The organism is Aeromicrobium sp. Leaf289, assembly GCF_001423335.1.
Classification (GTDB): Bacteria; Actinomycetota; Actinomycetes; order Propionibacteriales; family Nocardioidaceae; genus Aeromicrobium.
This window is the reverse complement of the sequence record NZ_LMNK01000005.1, coordinates 156,723-178,959: the sequence shown is the minus strand read 5'-3', so window position 1 is coordinate 178,959 and position 22,237 is coordinate 156,723. Positions and strand designations below refer to the sequence as shown.

General features: G+C 72.2%; 19 protein-coding genes and 1 pseudogene. 6 read left to right on the top strand and 14 right to left on the bottom strand.

Going from position 1 to position 22,237, the window contains the following annotated elements; all coding sequences use genetic code 11:
- Positions 1-11 precede the first annotated feature (11 nt).
- Complete coding sequence (gene purS / locus ASF37_RS15605; RefSeq protein ID WP_055969451.1) at positions 12-254, bottom strand: phosphoribosylformylglycinamidine synthase subunit PurS; 243 nt, start codon at positions 252-254, stop codon at positions 12-14.
- A 74-nt stretch (positions 255-328) separates the two neighbouring features.
- Between purS and ASF37_RS15600 the strand changes: the two genes are divergently transcribed.
- Positions 329-1,186 (top strand): NAD(P)-dependent oxidoreductase, encoded by an 858-nt coding sequence (locus ASF37_RS15600; protein ID WP_156368227.1) that lies wholly within the window; start codon positions 329-331, stop codon positions 1,184-1,186.
- Between the two features lie 7 nt (positions 1,187-1,193).
- Complete coding sequence (locus tag ASF37_RS15595) at positions 1,194-1,919, top strand: CPBP family intramembrane glutamic endopeptidase (RefSeq protein ID WP_055969454.1); 726 nt, start codon at positions 1,194-1,196, stop codon at positions 1,917-1,919.
- Between the two features lie 72 nt (positions 1,920-1,991).
- Here the strand turns inward: ASF37_RS15595 and ASF37_RS15590 are convergent, their stop codons facing one another.
- From ASF37_RS15590 to ASF37_RS15565, 6 genes and pseudogenes are all read right to left on the bottom strand, one after another.
- A complete protein-coding gene (locus ASF37_RS15590) occupies positions 1,992-3,560 on the bottom strand; it encodes a long-chain fatty acid--CoA ligase (protein WP_056581586.1) in 1,569 nt (522 codons plus the stop codon).
- A 116-nt stretch (positions 3,561-3,676) separates the two neighbouring features.
- Positions 3,677-4,525: pseudogene (locus tag ASF37_RS15585) on the bottom strand (phosphoribosylaminoimidazolesuccinocarboxamide synthase); the annotation flags it as partial.
- A gap of 52 nt (positions 4,526-4,577) precedes the next feature.
- Positions 4,578-7,844: a CDP-glycerol glycerophosphotransferase family protein gene (locus tag ASF37_RS15580; RefSeq protein ID WP_156368226.1), complete on the bottom strand. Its 3,267-nt coding sequence runs from the start codon at positions 7,842-7,844 to the stop codon at positions 4,578-4,580.
- Between the two features lie 14 nt (positions 7,845-7,858).
- A complete protein-coding gene (gene purB, locus ASF37_RS15575) occupies positions 7,859-9,289 on the bottom strand; it encodes an adenylosuccinate lyase (RefSeq protein ID WP_055969466.1) in 1,431 nt (476 codons plus the stop codon).
- 66 nt (positions 9,290-9,355) lie between these two features.
- Positions 9,356-10,615: a phosphoribosylamine--glycine ligase gene (purD, locus tag ASF37_RS15570; protein ID WP_056581580.1), complete on the bottom strand. Its 1,260-nt coding sequence runs from the start codon at positions 10,613-10,615 to the stop codon at positions 9,356-9,358.
- Positions 10,612-11,907 (bottom strand): adenylosuccinate synthase, encoded by a 1,296-nt coding sequence (locus ASF37_RS15565; RefSeq protein WP_056552695.1) that lies wholly within the window; start codon positions 11,905-11,907, stop codon positions 10,612-10,614. Before ASF37_RS15565 ends, purD begins: the two co-directional genes overlap by 4 nt.
- Positions 11,908-12,116: 209 nt before the next feature.
- Between ASF37_RS15565 and ASF37_RS15560 the strand changes: the two genes are divergently transcribed.
- A complete protein-coding gene (locus tag ASF37_RS15560; RefSeq protein ID WP_055969477.1) occupies positions 12,117-13,031 on the top strand; it encodes a diacylglycerol kinase family protein in 915 nt (304 codons plus the stop codon).
- A gap of 31 nt (positions 13,032-13,062) precedes the next feature.
- Here ASF37_RS15560 and ASF37_RS15555 read toward each other — a convergent pair whose 3' ends face one another.
- The 6 genes from ASF37_RS15555 to ASF37_RS15530 form a co-directional block, all read right to left on the bottom strand.
- Entirely contained in the window at positions 13,063-13,467 is a 405-nt protein-coding gene (locus ASF37_RS15555; RefSeq protein WP_056581577.1) for a DUF3151 domain-containing protein, read from the bottom strand.
- 505 nt (positions 13,468-13,972) lie between these two features.
- On the bottom strand, positions 13,973-14,992 hold the full coding sequence (gene fbaA / locus ASF37_RS15550; protein WP_055969482.1) for a class II fructose-bisphosphate aldolase: 1,020 nt from the start codon (positions 14,990-14,992) through the stop codon (positions 13,973-13,975).
- Positions 14,993-15,043: 51 nt separating this feature from the next.
- On the bottom strand, positions 15,044-16,420 hold the full coding sequence (locus ASF37_RS15545; RefSeq protein ID WP_055969485.1) for an FAD-dependent oxidoreductase: 1,377 nt from the start codon (positions 16,418-16,420) through the stop codon (positions 15,044-15,046).
- 54 nt (positions 16,421-16,474) lie between these two features.
- Positions 16,475-17,125: a TrmH family RNA methyltransferase gene (locus ASF37_RS15540; RefSeq protein WP_056552999.1), complete on the bottom strand. Its 651-nt coding sequence runs from the start codon at positions 17,123-17,125 to the stop codon at positions 16,475-16,477.
- A gap of 8 nt (positions 17,126-17,133) precedes the next feature.
- Complete coding sequence (gene pyrE / locus ASF37_RS15535) at positions 17,134-17,775, bottom strand: orotate phosphoribosyltransferase (RefSeq protein ID WP_055969488.1); 642 nt, start codon at positions 17,773-17,775, stop codon at positions 17,134-17,136.
- A gap of 14 nt (positions 17,776-17,789) precedes the next feature.
- Complete coding sequence (locus ASF37_RS15530) at positions 17,790-18,497, bottom strand: class E sortase (protein ID WP_056581575.1); 708 nt, start codon at positions 18,495-18,497, stop codon at positions 17,790-17,792.
- Between the two features lie 244 nt (positions 18,498-18,741).
- On the opposite strand from ASF37_RS15530, the gene ASF37_RS15525 reads away from it, so the two are divergent.
- From ASF37_RS15525 to ASF37_RS15515, 3 genes are all read left to right on the top strand, one after another.
- Positions 18,742-19,905: a pyridoxal phosphate-dependent aminotransferase gene (locus ASF37_RS15525; RefSeq protein ID WP_056573076.1), complete on the top strand. Its 1,164-nt coding sequence runs from the start codon at positions 18,742-18,744 to the stop codon at positions 19,903-19,905.
- A gap of 126 nt (positions 19,906-20,031) precedes the next feature.
- Positions 20,032-21,225: a molybdopterin-dependent oxidoreductase gene (locus tag ASF37_RS15520; protein ID WP_082495550.1), complete on the top strand. Its 1,194-nt coding sequence runs from the start codon at positions 20,032-20,034 to the stop codon at positions 21,223-21,225.
- Complete coding sequence (locus ASF37_RS15515) at positions 21,222-21,647, top strand: hypothetical protein (protein WP_055969498.1); 426 nt, start codon at positions 21,222-21,224, stop codon at positions 21,645-21,647. The genes ASF37_RS15520 and ASF37_RS15515 overlap by 4 nt, the downstream gene beginning before the upstream one ends.
- A gap of 13 nt (positions 21,648-21,660) precedes the next feature.
- On the opposite strand, the gene ASF37_RS15510 is transcribed toward ASF37_RS15515, so the two are convergent.
- The gene (locus tag ASF37_RS15510; protein ID WP_056581572.1) at positions 21,661-22,146 is read right to left on the bottom strand and encodes an Lrp/AsnC family transcriptional regulator; all 486 of its coding nucleotides are present in this window, start codon (positions 22,144-22,146) and stop codon (positions 21,661-21,663) included.
- Between the last annotated feature and the right edge of the window lie 91 nt (positions 22,147-22,237).

The following is a 22,237-nucleotide window of genomic DNA, read 5'->3' as shown; positions in this document are numbered from 1 at the left end:
TGGGTGGGCCCTCAGCCCTCGACGCGGACGGTGAAGTCCTCGATGACCGGGTTGGACAGCAGCGTCCCGGCGATCTTCTCGACCTCGGCCAGTGTGGGCTCGTCGGCCGCGTCGACCTCGAGCTCGAAGCGTTTGCCCTGGCGGACGTCGGTGACACCCTCGAAACCGAGCCGCGGAAGGGCGCCGTGGACGGCCTTGCCCTGCGGGTCGAGGATCTCGGGCTTGGGCATGACGTCGACGATGATGCGGGCCATGTGGGCATCCTATCGGCGTCCTGGCCCGACCCTCTCACTCGGCACCACCGCGCTGTCCGACGTACGGTCGGGACATGCGCGTGAGTGTGATCGGGCTCGGTGCCATGGGCGCCGGGATGGCCGCGTCGGTCCTGCGAGCCGGCCTCGTGACGACCGTCTGGAACCGGAGCCCGGAGAAGTCCGAGCCGTTGCGGGACCATGGCGCCGAGGTGGCCGCGACCGCTGCCGAGGCGGTCGCCGACGCCGACGTGGTCGTGGTCTCCCTGTTCGACGAGGCATCCGTGCAGGAGGTGCTGGAGCAGGCCCTGGCGGGGTCTGCTCCCTCCGCCGTGTGGCTGCAGACCGCGACCGTGGGTCCCGAGGGCGCGCGCCGGCTGCACGACCTCGCCGAGCGGCACGACCGGGTGCTCGTCGACGCCCCGGTCCTCGGCACGAAGAAGCCCGCCGCCGACGGTGCACTGACCGTGCTCGCCTCCGGACCCGAGGAGGCGCTCGCGGCGGCGCGTCCCGTGCTCGATGCCATCGGGTCGCGCACGCTCGTCGTCGGCGACTCCGCCGGGCAGGCCAGTGCCCTCAAGCTGGCCTGCAACTCCTGGGTCGCCTCGCTCACCGCCGCCGCTGCGCAGGCGCTGACGCTGGCACGGGTCCAGGGCGTCGACCCCGGCCTCTTCCTCGAGGCGATCGAAGGCACGGCCGTGGACACCCCCTACGCCCATGTGAAGGGTCGTGCGATCCTCGCCGACGACCTCACGCCGTCCTTCGCGGTCGACGGCGTCGTGAAGGACCTCTCGCTCATGCTCGACGCCGGTGCGGACGTCATGGACACGTCGCTCCTGGCGTCCGTGCGCGACCGCTTCGCCGCCGCCTCCGACGCCGGGCACGGTGACGACGACATGGCCGCGGTCGTCGCCGGCTTCGAGCCGCGCGGCTGAGCCCGCCGTGACGCGCAGCTACCCGGGCCGACGCTGGGTCGACCGCTCCCTGCGGGAGGTCGTGTCCCGCGACCACCGCATGTCGCCCGCGGCGCTCCGGCGGCGCCAGTGGGTGACCGCCGGTGTCGTGGTGCTCGGCGCCGTCGTGCTCGCCATCTCGTTGCGCGTCGAGCCCGGCAGCCCGTGGTTCTACCCGCTCACGTTCGGGCTCGCCGCGGTCTGGACCATCGGCGCCTTCGCGTCCGGTCGGCTCCACCTGGGGCACATCGTCACCGACGACCCCGACGACGAGGACGGCCTCGTCCGCCCCGTCGTGCAACCCATCGCCCTCGGTCTGGCGCTCGCGGGCGTGTTCGTCGTGGGCGCTCTCGTCGTGCGGGACATCCCGCTGCTGTCCGACCAGGTCGAGAAGGTGCTGGGGTTCGCGACCGAGGGCACGTTGCCGGTGCTCGTCGTCGTCACCGCCGTCAACGGCGTGGCGGAGGAGCTGTTCTTCCGCGGCGCCGCGTACGCCGCGATCCCCCGGCACCCGGTCGTCTGGACGACCGTGGCCTACACCGTCGCGACGCTCGCCACGGGCAACGTGATGCTCGCGTTCGCCGCGATCCTGCTCGGCGTGGTCGTAGGACTGCAGCGCCGCGCCTCGGGAGGCATCCTCGCGCCGGTCCTCACGCACTGCACGTGGTCGCTCACCATGCTGCTCGCCCTCCCCCCGATCTTCGGGCTGCGCTAGCGAGGGACGAGCGGACGGCCGGGCCCGGGCCTCCCCGGACCCGGCCGTCGCACATCATCGGTCGAGCTGGGCTCAGATCTCGCGCTTGAGGATCTTGCCGGTCGCGGTCATCGGCAGCTCGTCGCGGAACTCCACGATGCGCGGGTACTTGTAGGCCGCGAACTGCTCCTTGCCCCACGCCACGAGGTCGGCCTCGGAGACGTCGTCGTGGTCCTTCTCCTTGACGACCACGGCCTTGATCTCCTCGCCGTGCGACTCGTGGGGGACGCCGATGACGGCGACCAGCGAGACGGCCGGGTGCGAGATCAGCACCTCCTCGAGCTCACGCGGGTACACGTTGAAGCCACCGCGGATGATCATGTCCTTGCTGCGGTCGACGATGTAGTAGAAGCCGTCGGCGTCCTTGCGCGCGAGGTCGCCCGAGCGGAACCAGCCGTCGTGGATGGCCTCCTCGGTGGCCTCGGGACGGTCGTAGTAGCCCTTCATGACGTTGTGGCCCTTGATGGCGATCTCGCCCACCGCGGACTTGCCGTCCTCCTGGACGTCGTCGGGCACGTCGTTCCACTCGTCGTCGATGAGCTTCATCTCCACGCCGGGGATCGGCACGCCGATGGAGCCGACGCGCGGCTCCTCGCCGTAGCGGGCGAACGACGCGACGGGCGACGTCTCCGACAGGCCGTAGCCCTCGAGGATCGTCACCCCGAAGCGCTCGGAGAACTGGCGGTGGATGTCGACAGGGAGCGCCGAGCCGCCGGCTGCGGCGACCCGCAGGTTCTTCGCGATGGTCCCGACGTCGACGCTGTCGTCGAGCGCGCCCAGCAGGCCCCAGTACATGGTGGGGACGCCGGCGAAGTAGGTGACCTGCTCCTTCAGCATGAGCCCGAGGGCCGCCTGCGCCTCGAAGCGCGGCAGCATGACCACGGTGCCGCCGAACGCCACCGCACCGTTCTGGATGCAGGTCTGCCCGAAGGAGTGGAACAGCGGCAGGACGCACAGGTAGGTGTCGGGGTTGGACTCGTCGGCGCCGAACAGGTCGGCGCCGGCCAGCGCGTTGTCGCGCATGTTGCGGTGCCGCAGCTCCGCGCCCTTGGGCTGGCCCGTGGTGCCCGACGTGTAGAGGATGACCGCGGTGTCGTCGTCGTCGCGCTCGACCGTCTCGAACGTGGGCGGCTGCTGCGCCACGAGCGGGGCGTAGAACTCGGGCGCCTCCATGGGCTCCGGGGCGGCGGAGTCGAGCTTGATGAGGAAGAAGTCCTTGCAGCCGTCGACCGCCTGGAAGCCCTCCCACGCGGCCTCGCCGATCGGCAGGTCCGGCGTGCCCTCGAACGCGAAGTAGGCCACCGCGTCGGAGTCGTCGAGGTGGTAGGCGACCTCACGACCGCGCAGCAGCACGTTCAGCGGAACGACCGTGGCGCCTGCCTTGAGGATGCCGAAGTAGATGATCGTGAAGTACGGAAGGTTCGGGCACGAGAGCGCCACCTTGTCGCCCGGCTGGACGCCCCGCGACACGAGCAGGTTCGCCACCTGGTTGGCCGCACCGTTCACCTGCGCGTAGTTCAGGCGGGTGTCGCCGAAGACGATCGCCGTCCGGTCGGCGTACTTCTCGGTGGTGGTCTCCAGCAGGGCGGCGAGATTGGCCACGACGGCTCCTCGGGTCAGGGGGTGTGTGCGACGTCACCCACAGTACCCAGCGCTCGGATACCGCGAGTACGCGACTCCCACCCGGAACGCGCCTCGACCGGCCGTCAGAAGCGGGAGCCTGTGAGCTGCTCGTACGCCTGTACGTAGCGCTCGCGGGTCCGCTCCACGACCTCGGCCGGGAGCGTCGGGGGCGGCGTGTCGCTCGCCCGGTCCCAGCCCGACTCGGTGGTGAGCCAGTCCCGCACGAACTGCTTGTCGAACGACGACTGGGCACGGCCCGGCTGGTAGGTCTCGGCCGGCCAGAAGCGCGAGGAGTCGGGCGTGAGGACCTCGTCGGCGAGCACGATGGTGCCGTCGGGCCGGGCCCCGAACTCGAGCTTGGTGTCGGCCAGGATGATGCCGCGGGTGCGGGCCACCCGCTCGGCGCGGGCGTACACGGCGAGCGTCAGGTCGCGCAGCCGCTCGGCGACCTCGGACCCCACGAGGTCGACGACCGCCTCGAAGTCGATGTTCTCGTCGTGGTCGCCCAGCTCGGCCTTCGAGGCGGGGGTGAAGATCGGCTCCGGCAGGCGCGACCCGTCGACCAGGCCGTCCGGGAGCGGCACGCCGCACACCTGGCCGGTGGCCTGGTAGTCGGCGAGGCCGGAGCCGGTCAGGTAGCCACGGACCACGCACTCGACCGGGTACATGTCGAGCTTCTCGACGACGAGCGCGCGACCACGCACCCGCTCGGGCACCTGGGTGGAGACCACGTGGTGCGGCACGATGTCGGCCAGCTGGTCGAACCACCACAGCGACATGCGGGTGAGGATCTCGCCCTTGTCGGGGATGCCGGGGCTCAGCACGAAGTCGTAGGCCGAGATCCGGTCCGACGCCACCATGAGCAGGTGGCCCGACTCGAGCTCGTAGAGGTCGCGGACCTTGCCGGAGTGCAGGTGCAGGGCACCGGGGACGTCGAGAGGCACGGCGACAGCCTAGGTCCTGAGAGCCGGATGGTCCGACAGCGGACCCGGGACGTCAGTCCGCCAGGACGTCCGACATCACGTGGTCGACGACGCGGGACGCGGCAGCGCCGTCGTCCCAGGGGGCGTAGGTCGCTCGGAACTGCGCGAGCCGCTCGGCCCACGCCGTCCTCAGGCCAGGGACGTCACGCAGGACCTCCAGCAGGGCCTCACCGCTGCGGACCACCGGACCCGGCGCCTCGACCTCGAGATCGAGGTAGAACCCCCTCAGCTCCCGCTGGTAGTGGTCGAGGTCGGACGCGAGGAACACCATCGGCCGGGCGAGGATGCTGTAGTCGAACATGACGGAGCTGTAGTCGGTCACGAGGACGTCGGACGCCAGCAGAAGCTCCTGGGTGTCGGGATACCTGCTGACGTCGAGAGCCACGTCGGCGTGCTCCTGCAGGCTCGGCCGCTCCCGGACGAGGTTGTGGAAGCGCACCGCGAGCGTCGCCGTCGCGCCGAGCTCCTCGCGCCAGCGGTCGAGGTCGATCTCCAGGTCCTGGCGCCAGTAGGCACCGACGCGCTGGTCGTCGCGGAAGGTGGGGGCGTAGAGCACGAGCAGTCGGTCCTCTGCGACACCCAGGCGCCTCCGGACGAGCGCCCGGCGCTCCTGCGCGTCGGCCCCCACCAGCGCGTCGTTGCGGGGGTAGCCCGTCTCGAGCATCCGTCCCTCGAACCTGAAGGCGCTCTCGAAGCAGGCGCTCGCGTACGGACTGGGCGAGACCAGCACGTCCCACTGACGGGTGAGGTGCGCAGCCTTCTCGTGGTAGTCGTCGCCGCGCCCGGCCATCCGCTCGACGTCGTGCTGCATCTTCTTCAGCGGGGTGCCGTGCCACGTCTGGACGTACGTCGTGCCGCGGGGCGTCTCGACGAGCTCGGGGAGATTCTGGTTCGTGACCCAGTACCTCGCGCGGCCGAGCAGCCAGAAGTACTCGAGGGTGAAGCGGCCGACCTTGCGCCCGGGACCTTCGGCCAGCCGGACCGGGGTGTAGGAGACGTAGACGAGCTCCGCGGTCGACCCGCGCGCCTGGAGGTGCTCGAAGATCGCCCGTGGGCTGTCGCCGTAGCGGGCACCGCGGTCACTCTCGAAGACGACCAGGTCGCGCCGCGGCAGCCTCGCGGCGAGGCCGAACACGGCGCGGGCGAGCCGGACGTAGTGCGGGCCGGCGCGGAAGCGGTCGTAGCCGGCGCGGTGGTCGGCACGGAACCGCCACACCCGGTCACGCCAGCGTGCGCGTCGTCGGACCACGTCGTAGATGCGTCCGCAGGCCCCGGTGTCGCGGTGCTGGAGGAAGCGGTCCGCACGGTCGACCATCTGCGGATCCATGCCCGCACCGCTCTCGAGCGCCGCCGCGACCCAGGACGCGGTCTCGTCGGCGCTGCGCAGCACAGGACCCGGCAGCTGGGTCTCGAGGTCGATGTGCGGCCCGCGTGCTCCGACGAGCATGCGGGCCTGGTCGAACTGGAAGAACCCCACGGGCCGACGCAGGAACGCCGCGTCCCACGCCACGCTGGAGTAGTCGGTCAGCAGGACGGAGGCACGGCGCAGGAGCTCCTGCAGGTCGAACGTGCCGGCCACACGGACCTCGACCCCCTCGGCCACCAGCTGGTCAGCGACGATCGCGGCGTTCGGGTGGAGGACGAGCACGACCCGCGTGCCCCGCTCCTCGAGCTGACGCCGCAGGTGCGGGTGGTCGAGGACGTCGTACCACTGGCGCACGTAGTCCGTCGTCGTCGGGTCGTCGGCACTGCGCAACCAGTCGCGCCACGTCGGCATGACGAGCAGCAACCGGTCGGGCTCGGGCGGGTCGGCCAGCAGCGCGTCGAACCGGGCGAACCCGGTGACGGCGACCTGGTGAGGCGCGTAGAGGTAGTCCTCGACGAAGATCCGTCGCTCCAACGGCGAGCACGCGATCACGACGTCGGACGCGAGCCCCTGGGCGGGTCGTCGTCCGTAGTGCCGCGTCACGTTCTTCATCGCCGTCACGCCGTGCTGCAGGAAGACGCGGCGTCCGCGGGAGCGCTTGACCACCCAGTCGGCGCGCCCAGCCAGCAGCTCACCCACGCCGTGGGTGTAGAGGTACCGGGAAGCCACGAGGGCGAGCCACACGTGCCGCCGAGAGCCCCGCACCACGACCTGGCCGAGTGGCGCCACCCTCGCGTGGCCCTCGGAGCCGGCGTCGGTGACGAAGTAGACGCGACGTCGCGGGTGGTGCGCGCGCACCCACGCGAAGAAGTGGTACCCGTTGTCGTCCGCCCTGCCGCCCGTCTCCCCGACCAGCCACACCCGCGCCCATGGACGGACCAGCCAGAGCGCCCAGGCGACGCGACGCAGTCGGGTCAGCAGGGCGTGGGCGTCGGCGTCGTACGTCTGGACGGACAGCGCGAGCCGCTTGACCCGGAATGTCACGTACGTGGACAGCACGTGGACCCGTGCGCCGTCGACGACGACCAGCTCGGGCGCCATCTCGCCCAGCGCCGACTCCGGGACGGGGACGTCGACCGGCTCCGCCTCGGACGGGTGGGCGACCGCAAGGACGACATCGATCTGCTCGGCGTCCTGCACGACGTCACGGCACCGCTCGACAGGGATCGTCCCGGTGGCCGCGACCACCCAGTGGCCGGTCGCGCGCTCACGCTCGGTGTCCGCGACCGGGTCGAGCGGCACCGCGACCTGCGCGCCGGTGCGCCGGTTGCGCAGCTGCAGCGTGACCGCGGCGAACGGCTGGTCGGAGCTCGCGAGGTCCGCCTTCACCTGGGCGTGCCCCTCCGCCACGGTGAGCGAGAAGGAGTCGACCTTGTGCTGCGACGGCGACACGTCCGCGAGGACGATGGACACGGTGCTCTTCGCCGTCAGGTGGACCCAGCGCCTCGAGCCTGCGACCGGGACCCCGACGTCGGTGCCGCGACGGACGATCTGCGCCGCTCGCCCGAGGCGCAGCTCGCGCGACGGGTCGTCGGCGGTCCTCGTGTCGAGGAACAGCGCCACCGAGCGTGCGTCGGCGGGCACGAGGTCGGTCGACGCGAGGTCGAGCTCCACGTCGAAGTCACTGCTGGGTACGCACGCCACCCGGACCTGCGACTCGTCGCCGGCTGGACCCCAGCGGGCGACCAGCCCGGTGACCCGGTGCGTCTCGCGCAGCCGCCCCGTGATGCGCAGGACGGTGCCGTCGAGCTCGAGCTCGAGTCGCTGGCGCACCGGAACGCGCGGTGCCGTGGGAGGCGCGCCGCCACCACGTCGCGCGACGGCCCGGCGCAGACGACCGAGCTGCGCGCGCACGGAGGCGGCCTGCCTCACAGGATCGCGCCAGGCGCGTAGGCAGCCGCCTCCGGATCTGCCGAGACGACGGCGTCGACCTGCGCGACGACGGCGGCCACCTGGGCAGTGGCCGCACCGGTGAACTCCAGCGGCGCGGCGACGAGCATCGCGAGGTCGGGCTGGGTGAGCGCCAGGCGCTCGTCGGCGGCCAGGCGGTCGAAGAGCTCGTTGCGGGCCGCGCCCTTCTCGCGCATCTCGAGGGCGACGCCCACGGCGTGCTCCTTGATGACCTCGTGGGCGACCTCGCGGCCGACACCGGCCCGCACCGCCGCCATGAGCACCTTCGTCGTCGCGAGGAACGGCAGGTAGCGGTCGAGCTCGCGCTGGACGACGGCCGGGAAGACGCCGAACTCGTCGAGCACCGTCAGGAACGTCTCGAACAGGCCGTCGGCGGCGTAGAAAGCGTCGGGCAGCGCCACCCGGCGGACCACCGAGCACGACACGTCGCCCTCGTTCCACTGGTCACCGGCCAGCTCGCCCACCATCGAGACGTACCCGCGGACGATGACGGCCAGGCCGTTGACGCGCTCGCAGGAGCGGGTGTTCATCTTGTGCGGCATGGCGCTCGAGCCCACCTGGCCGGGCTTGAAGCCCTCCGTGACCAGCTCGTTGCCCGCCATCAGGCGGATCGTGGTGGCCAGGTTGGAGGGGGCCGCCACGAGCTGGGCCAGCGAGGTCACCACGTCGTAGTCGAGCGAGCGCGGGTACACCTGGCCGACGCTGGTGAGCACGCGGTCGAAGCCGAGGTGGGCGGCGATCCGTCCCTCGAGGTCGGCGAGCGCCTGCTGGTCCCCACCGAGGAGGTCGAGCTGGTCCTGGGCGGTGCCGACCGGACCCTTGATGCCTCGCAGCGGGTACCGGGCCAGCAGGTCGTCGAGCCGGCCCACGCCGGTGAGCAGCTCGTCGGCCGCGGTGGCGAAGCGCTTGCCGAGCGTGGTGGCCTGCGCGGCGACGTTGTGGCTGCGCCCGGCCATGACCAGCTCCGCGTGCTCGGCCGCGAGCCGCCCCAGGCGGGCCAGGGCCGCCACCGCGCGCGAGCGCAGCACCTGCAGCGAGGCACGCACCTGGAGCTGCTCGACGTTCTCGGTGAGGTCGCGCGACGTCATGCCCTTGTGGATGTGCTCGCTGCCGGCCAGCGCGGCGAACTCCTCGATGCGGGCCTTCACGTCGTGGCGGGTGACCTTCTCACGCTCGGCGATCGACGCGAGGTCGACCTGGTCGACCACGGCCTCGTACGCCTCGATCACGCCGTCGGGCGTCTCCACCCCGAGGTCGCGCTGTGCCTTCAGCACCGCGATCCACAGCTGCCGCTCGAGCACGATCTTGTGCTCGGGCGACCAGATGCGGGCGATCTCGGGCGAGGCGTAGCGGTGGGCCAGAACGTTGGGCGTCGTCACGGACGCCATCCTCCCACCGCGGCCTCCCGCGGCTCACCACGGTCCCGGAGCCCGACCAGGAGGCCGGGCCGACCGTCAGACCTCGATCTCGCCGCGCTGGGCGGCGAGGGCGATGTCGGAGCGGAACTGGGCGCCCTCGAAGGAGATCGCGTCGACCCCGGCGTAGGCGCGGTCGCGGGCGTGCTCGAGGTTCTCACCCACTCCGGTGACCGACAGCACGCGACCGCCTGCGGTGACCAGCCGACCGTCCTCGTCGAGCGCGGTGCCCGCGTGGATCACGTCGACACCGTCGATGGCGTCGGCCGCCCCGACGCCCAGGATCACGTCGCCCGAGCTCGAGGTGGCGGGGTAGCCGGCGGAGGCCATGACCACCGTGACGGCGGTGCCGTCGCGCCAGGACGGCAGGCCGACGGAGGCGAGCTCCCCGGTGGCGGCACCGTGCAGCAGCGACGACAGCGGCGTGCGCAGCAGCGCGAGGATGGCCTGGGTCTCGGGGTCGCCGAAGCGCGCGTTGAACTCCACGACCCGCACGCCGCGCGACGTGAGCGCCAGTCCCGCGTAGAGCAGACCCTGGAACGGGGTGCCACGACGAGCCATCTCCTGGACCGTGGGCACGAGCACGCGACGGGAGACCTCGGCCACGAGGTCCTCGGGCGTCCAGTCGAGCGGCGTGTAGGCGCCCATGCCACCGGTGTTCGGGCCGGCGTCGCCCTCGAGGGCACGCTTGAAGTCCTGGGCGGGGAGCAGCGGCAGCACCGTCTCCCCGTCGGTGATGGCGAAGAGCGAGACCTCCGGACCGTCGAGGAACTCCTCGATGACCACGCGGTCGCACCCCGCCGCGTGGGCGACGGCGGCCTGGCGGTCCTCGGTGACGACCACGCCCTTGCCGGCGGCGAGGGCGTCGTCCTTCACGACGTAGGGCGGGCCGAACGCGTCGAGCGCGGCCACGACCTCCTCGGGCGTCTCGCAGACGTGCGCCAGGGCGGTGGGCACCTCGGCGGCGGCCATGACCTGCTTGGCGAAGGCCTTCGAGCCCTCCAGCTGCGCCGCGGCACGCGACGGGCCGAAGCAGGCGATGCCGGCGTCGCGGACGGCGTCGGCGACCCCGGCCACCAGCGGCGCCTCGGGACCCACCACCACCAGGTCGGCACCCAGCGAGGTGGCCAGCGCCGCCACGGCCGCCCCGTCGAGCGGGTCGACGTCGTGCAGGCTCGCGACGTCGGCGATGCCGGGGTTCCCGGGGGCCGCGTGCACCTCGGTCACGCCCGGGTCACGGGACAGCGCGAGGGCGAGGGCGTGCTCGCGCCCGCCCGTGCCGACGACCAGCGTCCTCATGCCTCGTCCTCCAGGAGGTCGTGCAGCACCACGGTCTCCTCGCGGTCCGGGCCGACGCCGACGGCGGAGATGCGCGCCCCCGACATCGCCTCGACGGCGCGCACGTACCGCTGCGCCGCCTCGGGCAGGTCGTCCATGGTCCGGGCGCCGGAGATGTCCTCGGTCCAGCCGTCGAAGTACTCGTAGATCGGCTTGGCGTGGTGGAAGCCGGTCTGGGTCGTGGGCATCTCGTCCACCCGCTCGCCGTCGACGTCGTAGGCGACGCACACGGGGATGCGGTCCCACCCGGTGAGCACGTCGAGCTTCGTGAGCACGAAGTCGGTGACGCCGTTGATGCGTGCCGCGTAGCGCGCCACCGGGGCGTCGTACCAGCCGCAGCGTCGCGGACGGCCCGTCGTGGTGCCGAACTCGCCGCCGTTGGTGCGCAGGCGCTCGCCGTCCTCGTCGAAGAGCTCGGTGGGGAAGGGACCCTCCCCCACGCGGGTGGCGTACGCCTTGACGATGCCGATGACGCGGGTGATCCGGGTGGGCGCGATGCCCGAGCCGGTGCACGCGCCGCCGGTGGTGGCCGACGACGACGTGACGAAGGGGTACGTGCCGTGGTCGACGTCGAGGAGCGTGGCCTGGCCGGCCTCGAGCAGCACCGTCTCGCCGCGGTCCAGCGCCTCGTGCAGCACGAGCGCGGTGTCGGCGACCATCGGCCGCAGCCGCTCGGCGTGCACGAGCAGCTGGTCGACGATCTCGTCGACGCTCACCGCCCGACGGTTGTAGACCTTGGTGAGCATCTGGTTCTTCAGCTCGAGCGCGCCCTCGACCTTGGCGCGCAGGATCTTCTCGTCGAAGAGGTCCTGCACGCGCACGCCCAGCCGGTTCATCTTGTCGGCGTAGGTGGGGCCGATGCCACGCCCGGTGGTGCCGATCTTGCGGCTGCCGAGGAAGCGCTCCGTCACCTTGTCGAGGGTGCGGTTGTAGTCGGCGATGAGGTGGGCGTTCGCGCTCACGCGCAGGGCGCTCGTGTCGATGCCACGCGCCTCGAGGGCGTCGATCTCCTCGAACAGGACGTCGAGGTCGATCACGACGCCGTTGCCGATGATCGGCGTGCACCCGGGCGACAGGATGCCGCTCGGCAGCAGGTGGAGGGCGTACTTCTCGTCGCCGATGACGACGGTGTGGCCGGCGTTGTTGCCGCCGTTGAACTTGACGACGTAGTCGACGCGGCTGCCGAGCAGGTCGGTGGCCTTGCCCTTGCCCTCGTCACCCCACTGGGCTCCGACGATGACGACTGCGGGCATGCGATGCACCCCTCGAGGTTCGTAGTGACGCTGTGACGCGAGAGAAGCCCCGACGGTGCGGGGCTCTGACTGCCGCATCGTATCGGGACGAGCGTCCCAGCCGCGAATGCCGAGGTGGTCGACGCTGCGCCGGGTGCCGTCGGGGCATAGGCTCCGAGGGCGCCGGGAGGGGGCGTTTCGTACGACGACGCCAGCGCGGAGGGAGCGCCATGACCGGCACGGGACCCTGGGTCGCTGTGGTGAACGCCCAGGCAGGCAGCAGCGACGACCCGCGCCTCGAGGAGGCGCTCGAGACGTTGCGGGCGCGCGTGACCCTCGAGGTGCGCCGCACCGAGGACGCCGACGACCTGCGGGACGCGGTGCGTGCGGCGCGCGGCGGCGTGGTCGTGGCGGTCGGAGGGGACGGCAGCATCCACGCCGTGGTCACCGCGATCGACGACCTCGACCAGTTCGACGACGTCGAGCTCGCGATCGTCCCCCTCGGGACGGGCAACGACTTCGTGCGCACGCTGGGCATCAGCGACGACCCGGTCGAGGCGGCCCGTCAGGCCCTCGACTCCGAGCCCCGGCTCGCCGACCTGATCCGCGACGACGACGACCGGCTCGTCGTGAACGCCGCGCACATCGGGCTGGGCGCGGAGGCCAACATCAAGGCGGAGCCGTGGAAGAAGGCCTTCGGGCCCGTCGGCTACGCCATGGGCGCCGTCATCACGGGTGTCGTCGGCAAGGGCATCCGCGCGTCGGTGACGGTGGACGGGCAGCCCGTGCACTCACCGCGTCGGCTCATCCAGGTGGCGGTGGGCAACGGCCGGTACGTGGGGGGCGGCGCGCCGCTCCTGCCGGAGGCCGACCCCTTCGACGGGTCGCTCGACGTGGCCGTGGTGTGGGCGCACGCCCGCTGGAAGCGCCTCGCCTACGCGTGGCGACTGCGGCGCGGTCGGCACCCGATGCGCGACGACGTCGTGTACCTGAAGGTGCACGAGGTGACGGTGACCGGCGAGTCGACGCCGGCGAACCTGGACGGCGAGATCGCGTCGCCGAGCACGCGGCACGCATGGCGGGTCGAGCCCGGTCGCCTGCGCCTGCGCGCCCCGGCCGGCGCGCCTCCGGACCTCCCGGACTGACACGCACCCGCCCCCACGGGGGTCCGAGGGGTCAGCGCACGAGCTCGGCGTACGCCTCCGGGCTCGACTCGTGGAGGAACTCGCGGCAGCGATGCGCCTCGGCGTCGTCGCCGAGCCGCTCGGACCCCGTGGCGAGCACGGCGAGCGAGCGGAGGAAGCCCTGGTTGGGCTCGTACGACCACGGCACCGGTCCGTGACCCTTCCAGCCGTTGCGCCGCAAGGAGTCCAGCGAGCGGTGGTAGGCCGTGCGCGCGAAGGCGTAGCCCTCCAGGTCGCGTCCGTCGTCGAGCGCGTCCTGCGCCAGCAGGGCCCACGCGAGGACCGAGTCCGGGGTCGTCGAGGCCACGGCCTGCGGCGACGTGCCGGTCGCCAGCTCCGCGGCCCCGGGGTCGACGGGCAGGAACGTCTCGGGCGGCTCGCCCAGCAGGTTCGTCATGGTGTCGACCCTACGCACCGGGTCCCGCTCGCCGCCTCGCGCGTCCAGCGTGGGGTCGGGCCCGGCTTCGGCGTTGATGCTGCGCTGCTGCGGCTGGGTCTCGCGGCGGCCTCCGAAAGAGCCTCGACGGACAGGAGCGCCGGGCACGGCCGGGCGCCCCGGGCCCCCGATCCGCGTCTTGACGCCTTGACGTCGATCTCGCGGCCCGCAATCGACGCAATGGCGTCACAACGCTGGATTCGGACACTTCCGGGGCATTCCGACCCCTTCAACCGCCCCGGAAGTGTCCGAAACGCGAGCCGCGGCCCGGGAACCCCGCCGGCACGCCGGGTCCGCCCCGGTCGAGGCCCTTTCGGAGCCCACCTCGATGCCCGCGGCAACCGGCGCAGCCCCGAACCGGGCGCGACCGGCTTCCCCGGGCACCCGATCCGCGTTGTGACGCCTTCACGTCGATCCGGAGGCGGGAAACCGACGCGAAGGCGTCAAACCGCCCGAGACCGTGACCTCAGAGGGACGTGCCGGCCGACCGCAGGTTCTGGCAGGCCTCGACCACGCGGGCGGCCATGCCGGCCTCGGCGGCCTTGCCCCAGGCTCGGGGGTCGTAGGCCTTCTTGTTGCCGACCTCGCCGTCGATCTTCAGCACGCCGTCGTAGTTGCTGAACATGTGGCCGACCACCGGGCGGGTGAAGGCGTACTGGGTGTCGGTGTCGACGTTCATCTTCACGACGCCGTAGTCGACCGCCGCCGAGATCTCCTCGGGCAGCGAGCCCGAACCGCCGTGGAAGACGAAGTCGAACGGGGCGTCCTTGCCGTACTTCTGGCTGACCGCATCCTGCGCGGCCTTGAGCACCTCGGGCCGCAGCTTCACGTTGCCCGGCTTGTAGACGCCGTGCACGTTGCCGAACGTGAGGGCCGTCAGGTAGCGGCCCTTCTCGCCCAGACCGAGGGCCTCGGCGGTGGCCAGGGCGTCCTCGGGCGTCGTGTAGAGCTTGTCGTTGATCTCGGCCTCGACGCCGTCCTCCTCGCCACCGACGACGCCGATCTCGACCTCGAGGATGATGTGCGCGGCGGCAGCCTTCTCGAGCAGCTCCTGCGCGATCACCAGGTTCTCGTCGAGCGGCACGGCCGAGCCGTCCCACATGTGCGACTGGAAGTACGGCAGCCCGCCGCCGGCGACCCGCTCGGCCGACGCGGCCAGCAGGGGCCGGACGAAGCCGTCGAGCTTGTCCTTCGGGCAGTGGTCGGTGTGCAGCGCGACGTTGACCGGGTACTTCTTGGCCACCTCCTGCGCGAAGGCGGCGAACGCCAGCGAGCCGGACACCATGTCCTTGACGGTGGGGCCGGAGAAGTACTCCGCGCCGCCGGTGGAGACCTGGATGATGCCGTCGGACCCTGCCTCGGCGAATCCCGCGAGTGCGGCGTTCAGCGTCTGCGACGACGAGACGTTGATCGCCGGGTACGCGAACGACTCGGCCTTGGCCTTGTCGAGCATCGCGGCGTAGATCTCGGGAGTGGCGACGGGCATGGAGGTCTCCTGGAGGTCGGCTGGTCGACCGGACGAGCGGTCACGTCAACCCTACTGGTCCAGGCGCTTCACGAGAGCCCGGGCGAGCACCTGCACCGGGCTCCACACCGACGAGAACGGCGGCGCGTACGACAGGTCGGTCATGACCAGCTCGTCGACGGACATCTGCGACCACAGCGCCATGGCCGCCACGTCGATCCGGGCGCCCGCGCCGCGCCCGCCCGCGACCTGCACGCCGAGCAGGCGCCGCGTCCCACGCTCGGCCAGCCCCCACAACGTCATGGGCTCCGCACCCGGGTAGTAGCCGGCGACGGTGGTGGACTCCACCGAGGCGCTCACGACGTCGAGCCCGGCGTCGTCGGCCTGGGCACGGCCGAGTCCGGCGCGCGCGATCTCGAGGTCGCAGAACTTGGTGATGGCGGTCTGCACGGCGCCGGGGAAGACCCGTCCCGACCAGTCGGCGCCGAGCGAGGCCGCCAGGGACTCCCCCGCCACCATGCCCTGCTTGTTGGCGTGGGTCCCGAGCGGCAGGTGGATCGGTGTCCCCGTGAGGCGGTCGAGGGTGACCACGCAGTCACCCGCGGCCCAGACGTCGGCCAGGACCGACCCGTCCGGACGGAGCACCCGCTGCTGGTCGTCGGTGACGATGCCGTCCTTCGGCCCAGTGGCAGCGGTCGTGAGCAGGTCGCCACGCGGCGCGACTCCGAAGGCCGCGACGACCAGGTCGGCCGGGTAGTCGTCCTCGTCGGTGCGCACGGAGGTGACGGCGCCGTCCGCTCCCACGCCGAAGCCGGTGACCGCGGCACCGGTGACCACCTGGGCACCCTTCTCGCGCATGGCGTCGGCGACGAGCTCACCGATCTCGTCCTCGACGATCGGCAGCGGGGTGCTCTCGCGCTCGACCACGGTGACCTCGAGCCCCTGGGCCAGGCACGCCTCGGCCATCTCGATGCCGATGTAGCCGCTGCCGACGACGGCCACCCGGCGCGCGCCGGCGCGGATGCGGTCGAGCACCTGCTGGCCGTCGACGAGGTCCTTGACGGTCTGCACGTTCCCGGCGTCGATGCCCGGCAGCTCGGGCAGGATCGAACGCGCTCCGGTGGCGACGACGAGGCGGTCGTAGGTGACGACCTGCTCGCCTGCGAGGTCGCGGTAGGTCACGGTGCGCGCGTCGGTGTCGACCGCGGTCGCCTCGCTGCCGAGGCGCACGTCGATGCCCCGTTCGCGGTGCTCCTCGGGGGTCCTGGCCACGAGGGCGTCGGGGCCGTCGACCTCGCCCGCGACCCAGTACGGCACCCCGCAGGCGGAGTAGGAGGTGTGGTGCCCGCGCTCGAGCACCACCACCTCCACGTCGGGCACGAGACGGTTGAGGGACGACGCGGCCGTCATGCCCGCCGCGTCACCCCCGATGACGACGACGCGGCTCATGCTCCCGAGCCTAGGGCGACGCACCGACGCACGCCCGCCCAGACGGCCCGGCCGTCAGCCGGCGTGCTCGCGCACCCAGGCGTGCATGGCGATGGCGGCGGCGGCTCCGGCGTTGATGGACCGGGTCGAGCCGAACTGGGCGATCGACAGGGTCGTCGCGCACGCCGCACGGGCCGCGTGGCTCAGGCCCGGGCCCTCCTGGCCGAACAGCAGCACGCAGGCACGGGGCAGCGTGGTGGTCTCGAGCGGCACCGCGCCGGGCAGGTTGTCGATGCCGAGCAGCGGCAGGTCCTGCTCGTCGGCCCAGGCCGCCAGCGCCTCGACGTCGGCGTGGTGGTGGACGTGCAGGTAGCGGTCGGTCACCATCGCGCCGCGCCGGTTCCACCGGCGCCGGCCGACGACGTGCACGGCCGCGACGTTGAACGCGTTGGCGGTGCGCACCACGGAGCCGATGTTGAAGTCGTGCTGCCAGTTCTCGACCGCCACGTGCAGCGGGTGCCGGCGCGTGTCCAGGTCGGCGACGATCGCCTCGACGCTCCAGTACCGGTAGCGGTCGACGACGTTGCGCCGGTCCCCCTCGGCGAGGAGCGTCGGGTCGAGCCGGGGGTCGTCGGGCACGGGCCCCTCCCACGGGCCCACACCCACCTCGACGCCGTCACCCTCGACACCGTCACCCTCGGCCCCGCCCCTCGTGCCCGGGTCCAGCGAGGGGGTCACGCGCCGTACTGGTCGCGGTAGGCGCGTGCCGCGTCGAGGTGCTCGGCGTGGCGGCCGGACTCCTCGAGGAACTCGATGACGTGGTCGAACGTCACGATCGCCTCCACCGGGACGCCGAGGTCGCGGCGCACCTCGTCGACGGCCGAGAGGTCGCCCGCGCCACGCTCCTGCCGGTCGACGGCCACGACGATGCCGGCCAGCTCGGCGCCGGCGTCCTCCACCAGCGGCACGACCTCCCGGATCGCCTTGCCCGAGGTGATCACGTCGTCGACGAGCAGGACCCGTCCCTGGAGGGGTGCGCCGACGATCATCCCGCCCTCGCCGTGGTCCTTGGCCTCCTTGCGGTTGAAGCTCCACGGCACGTCGCGCCCGTGGTGCTCGGCCAGCTGCACCGCGGTGGCCGCGGCGATGGGGATGCCCTTGTAGGCGGGGCCCAGGAGCACGTCGAAGTCGGGCGCGCGCTCGGCGATCGCCGCGGCGTAGAAGCGGCCCAGCCCGGCGAGCCGTGCGCCGGTGTCGAAGCCGCCGGCGTTGAAGAAGTACGGCGACGTCCGGCCCGACTTCAGCGTGAAGGAGCCGAACCGGAGCACGTCGTGGCCGATCGCGAACTCCACGAAGGATCGCTGGTAGTCCTGCATGGTCGCGGGGGCTCCTAGGCGCCGGGGAGCGGGATCTTCCGCTCGGGGTCGGACTTGTCGACGATCTTGACCAGGTCGCCGAAGACGACGTTGCGGTTGCGCGTGTGGAAGAGCTCCGAGCAGGTGAGCATCGTGAGCACGTTGGCGGTCGGCGGCTCGCCCCGCATGTCAGGGTCCGGAACCTGCTGCAGCGGCCAGCCGACGGTGAAGTCGAGCGTGAGCGAGTCACCGTCGTTGCGCAGCTGGTAGGTGAACACCGCCGTGCGCGTCTCGATGTGGACGAGGTCGCCCTTCTTCAGCTTCAGGAAGTCGCGGAAGGGCTCGCCGTGGGTGACGCGGTGCCCGGCGATCGCGAAGTTGCCGAGCTCTCCCGGCAGGGCCGCCTCCTCGTACATGCCGACGCCCTTGGAGAGCGACTCCTGGTCGAAGCCCTTGACGATGGGGACCTCGTACTCCGTGCCGAAGCGCGGCACGCGCAGGAGCCCGATGTTCTTCCCGTCGGTGCCGTTCTTCCAGTCGTCGGAGATGATCTGGCGGATCTCGGCCTGCTGCTGCTTGGCCACGACGTTGGTGCCCCAGTACTGCCAGGCGACGTACCCGAGCACGCCGAGACCCGACAGGATCAGCACCACGCCGAGGAGCCGGACGAGGGAGAAACGACGCTGCCGCGGAGCACGACGTCCACCCCCGGCGGGCGGGGAGGGCGCGGTCGCGGTGGTCATGGGGCCGATTCTCTCACCCTCGTCCAGGCGGCCACCCCGCGTCGACTGTGACCCACATCTCATCGGTCGCGCGGCCTTCTGGCTCGAATCCGCCCAGCGCTGACCCGCCGGGCCACTAGGATCAGGACCGTTGCCCCGCCGTTTCACCCCCCGAGAACGGCGGGGCAGCGCTCTGTCCGGGCTCGGGACGCACGCGTCCAGGTCGACCACCGGGGCGGGCCCGCGGTGCGTAGAGTCGCGAGGGATGAGGACGCAGAGCAGCCGGATCGACGGACTGGGCACCACGATCTTCGCGCGGATGAGTGCCCTCGCGGCCTCGACCGGTGCCGTGAACCTCGGCCAGGGGTTCCCCGACACCGACGGCCCCGACGCGGTGATCGACGCCGCCGTGGCCGCGCTGCGCGGGGGCGCCAACCAGTACGCACCCGGCCCGGGCGTGCCTGACCTCCGGCTCGCCGTGGCCGAGCACCAACGCCGCTGGTACGGCCTCGAGGTCGACCCCGAGACCGAGGTCGCGGTCACGACCGGCGCCACCGAGGCCATCGCGGCCGCGGTGCTCGGCATCGTGGAGGCCGGCGACGAGGTGATCGTGCTGGAGCCCTACTACGACTCCTACGTGGCGGTGCTGCAGATGGCCGGTGCCGTCCGCCGCCCGGTCACGCTGCGCGCACCGGACTTCCGCCTCCCCGTCGACGAGCTGCGCGCCGCCGTGACGCCGCGCACCACCGCGATCCTGCTCAACACCCCGCACAACCCCACCGGCACGGTGCTCACGCCCGACGAGCTGGCCGCCGTGGCCCAGGTGGCCCGCGACCACGACCTCGTGGTGATCAGCGACGAGGTGTACGAGCACCTGACCTTCGACGTGACCCACGTGCCGATCGCCACGCTGCCCGGCATGCGCGAGCGCACGCTCACCATCTCCAGCGGCGGCAAGACCTTCTCGTTCACGGGGTGGAAGGTCGGGTGGGCCACCGGCCCCGAGTCGCTGGTGCGGTCGCTCCTGGGCGCCAAGCAGTTCCTCACCTTCACGTCGGGCGCACCGCTGCAGCCGGCCATCGCCGCCGCGCTGCGCCTGGACGACGACTACTTCGCCTCCTTCACCGACGGCATGAGGGCCCGTCGCGACCAGCTGTGCGCAGGGCTGGCCGACGTCGGCTTCGACGTCGTGGTGCCCGACGGGACCTACTTCGCGACCACCGACATCCGCCCTCTCGGCTTCGAGGACGGGCTCGAGTTCTGCCTCGCGCTGCCCGAGCGGGTCGGCGTCGTGGCCGTGCCGCACCAGGTGTTCCACGACCCCGACACCCCACTCGAGGACAACCCCGGCAGGCCGCTCGTGAGGTGGGCGTTCTGCAAGAGGCCGGACGTCATCGACGAGGCCGTCCGACGTCTCGCGGCGCTGTGACGCGCTGCGTGGCCGCGACTACGTCGGACACGGACCGGTCAGGTGCGAGAGGATCGGTCACACCAGGGTCGAGCACACGAGAGCGGGACGCATGGCAGCAGGACGCATGACGTCGCGGGACACGCGATGAGGCTGCCGACCGTCCAGGACGTCGAGCGGCTGCTCCCCCGTCCCGACGCCTTCACGAGCCGCTCGCGCGGCACGGGGCTGAGCGCGCGCGTGGGCGTCGCGCTCGGCGTCGCGTTCGGGCTGTGCTTCGTCACCGGGATCTGGAGCCACCTGCAGCAGGACCCGCAGGACTGGGTGCCGCTCGGGCCGTCGCCCGCCTGGCTCTACCGCGTGACCCAGGGGGTCCACGTCGTGGCCGGCACGGCCGCGGTGCCGCTGCTGCTGGTCAAGCTGTGGTCGGTCTTCCCGCGGCTGTTCGTGCGCCCGCCGTCGGGTCGCCGCGCCCTGGTGGTCGAGGCGTTGGAGCGCGCGTCGATCGCCGCACTGGTCGCCTCGGCGGTGTTCATGCTCGCGAGCGGGCTGCTCAACATCGCCCAGTGGTACCCCTGGGACTTCAGCTTCCGACGCACCCACAACGCCGTGGCCTGGGTGGCGATCGGGGCACTGATCGTGCACGTGGCCGTGAAGCTGCCGGTGATCCGCACCGCCCTCGGCGCCCCGATCGACGACGATCCCGTCGACGACGACCACGAGGACGGGCCCCCCGATGCCGGCGACGGTCCCACGCGCCGTGCCGTCCTGCTCGGCGCGGTCTCGGCGTCCGGGCTGACGGTCCTGCTCACCGCCGGACAGTCGGTCCCGTGGCTGCGCGACGTCTCGGTGTTCGCGGTCCGCAACGGCGACGGCCCGCAGGGTCTGTCGATCAACCGCACCGCGAGGGCGGCCGGTGCGGTCGACGGCGCCAGCTCACCCGACTACGTGCTCGAGGTCGTCGCGGGTGGGCGCACCGTCTCGCTCACGCGCGAGCAGCTGGCGAAGCTGCCGCAGAGGACGCACCGCCTGCCCATGGCCTGCGTCGAGGGGTGGAGCAAGGACGCCGTGTGGACCGGCGTGGCCGTCCGCGACGTCCTCGCCCTGGTCGACGCACCTCCGGGGTCCGACGTGCGAGTCTCCTCGATGCAGACCCGCGGGGCGTTCGCGAACACCGACCTGCCGGCCGCGTTCACGCAGGACGAGCGCACGCTGCTCGCCCTCGAGCTCAACGGCGAGACGCTGTCGCTCGACCACGGGTACCCGTGCCGCATCATCGCGCCGAACCGGCCCGGGGTGCTGCAGACCAAGTGGGTCCGTCGGCTCGAGGTGACCGCATGAGGGCCGCCCGCGCGATCCTCGTGCTCGTCGGTGTGGGCTGCGGGCTGTGGGGGCTGTGGCTCATGCGCGAGTTCACGTCCGAGCAGCTGGTCTCGCTCGTCGTCTGGCTGGTCGCCGGCGTGCTGGTCCACGACGCGGTGCTCGCGCCCGTCACGGTCGCGCTCGGGGTCGGGGCGTCCCGACTGCTTCCTCGCCACGCGGCCCTCGGCATCGCGTTCCTGGTCTGGGCGACCCTCACCGTGACCTTCCTGCCCGTGCTGAGCGGGCAGGGCGGCAAGCCCGACAACGACACGATCCTCAACCAGCCGTACGGCACGAGCTGGGTGGTGATGACGGCGCTGCTCGCGGTCGGCGGGGCGTTGGCCGCCTGGGCGAGCCGACACGGGTCACCCGCCACCACGGCCGCGGATCGCGACGCGTGATCCAGGCCCTCGGTCAGCGGTAGCGGGGCGCCCTGCCACCGCCCTGCACGTCGCGCGCCAGGACGGGCAGCACGCGCGGGGCCACCAGCTCGCTGAGCACGACGATGCTCGTCGACCGCACGATCGAGCCCGACGTGCTCATGTGCAGCAGCACGTCCTGCAGGTCCGCGTGGGAGGACGCGGCGATCTTGCACACGACGTCGGCCGTCCCGCTCGTCACGTAGGCCTCGAGCACGTTGGGCAACGAGTCGAGCTCGGCGCGCACGTCCTCGAGCCGGCCCTGGGCGATCTCGAGGGTGGCGAAGGCCAGGACGGGGAGGCCGGCCGCCGTGAGGTCGACGTCGGGGCCGTAGCCGGTGATGACGCCGGCCGCCTCCATCTTGGCCAGGCGCGACTGCACCGTGGCGCGCGCGACCTTGACCACGCGCGAGAGCTCGAGGTCCCCGGCGCGGGGGTGCTCGCGCAGTGCGGCGACGAGGGCGAGGTCGAGAGCATCCATGGGTGATTCCTCTGCAGATTGACCAGTCTCAGGGGACTCTACTCGGCAGGAACGCCTTATCTGTCTACCTCGGACCAGGCAGGTTGCCAAG

Bases quoted from the DNA above. Each gene is read 5' to 3' on its own strand.
- ASF37_RS15525 (WP_056573076.1), top strand. From the start codon at position 18,742: ATGAGGACGCAGAGCAGCCGGATCGACGGACTGGGCACCACGATCTTC.
- fbaA (WP_055969482.1), bottom strand. From the start codon at position 14,992: ATGCCCGTCGCCACTCCCGAGATCTACGCCGCGATGCTCGACAAGGCC.
- ASF37_RS15565 (WP_056552695.1), bottom strand. From the start codon at position 11,907: ATGCCCGCAGTCGTCATCGTCGGAGCCCAGTGGGGTGACGAGGGCAAG.
- ASF37_RS15530 (WP_056581575.1), bottom strand. From the start codon at position 18,497: ATGACCACCGCGACCGCGCCCTCCCCGCCCGCCGGGGGTGGACGTCGT.
- ASF37_RS15510 (WP_056581572.1), bottom strand. From the start codon at position 22,146: ATGGATGCTCTCGACCTCGCCCTCGTCGCCGCACTGCGCGAGCACCCC.
- ASF37_RS15600 (WP_156368227.1), top strand. From the start codon at position 329: ATGCGCGTGAGTGTGATCGGGCTCGGTGCCATGGGCGCCGGGATGGCC.
- ASF37_RS15555 (WP_056581577.1), bottom strand. From the start codon at position 13,467: ATGACGAACCTGCTGGGCGAGCCGCCCGAGACGTTCCTGCCCGTCGAC.
- ASF37_RS15545 (WP_055969485.1), bottom strand. From the start codon at position 16,420: ATGAGCCGCGTCGTCGTCATCGGGGGTGACGCGGCGGGCATGACGGCC.
- purD (WP_056581580.1), bottom strand. From the start codon at position 10,615: ATGAGGACGCTGGTCGTCGGCACGGGCGGGCGCGAGCACGCCCTCGCC.
- ASF37_RS15520 (WP_082495550.1), top strand. From the start codon at position 20,032: ATGAGGCTGCCGACCGTCCAGGACGTCGAGCGGCTGCTCCCCCGTCCC.
- ASF37_RS15560 (WP_055969477.1), top strand. From the start codon at position 12,117: ATGACCGGCACGGGACCCTGGGTCGCTGTGGTGAACGCCCAGGCAGGC.
- purB (WP_055969466.1), bottom strand. From the start codon at position 9,289: ATGGCGTCCGTGACGACGCCCAACGTTCTGGCCCACCGCTACGCCTCG.
- pyrE (WP_055969488.1), bottom strand. From the start codon at position 17,775: ATGCAGGACTACCAGCGATCCTTCGTGGAGTTCGCGATCGGCCACGAC.
- purS (WP_055969451.1), bottom strand. From the start codon at position 254: ATGGCCCGCATCATCGTCGACGTCATGCCCAAGCCCGAGATCCTCGAC.
- ASF37_RS15515 (WP_055969498.1), top strand. From the start codon at position 21,222: ATGAGGGCCGCCCGCGCGATCCTCGTGCTCGTCGGTGTGGGCTGCGGG.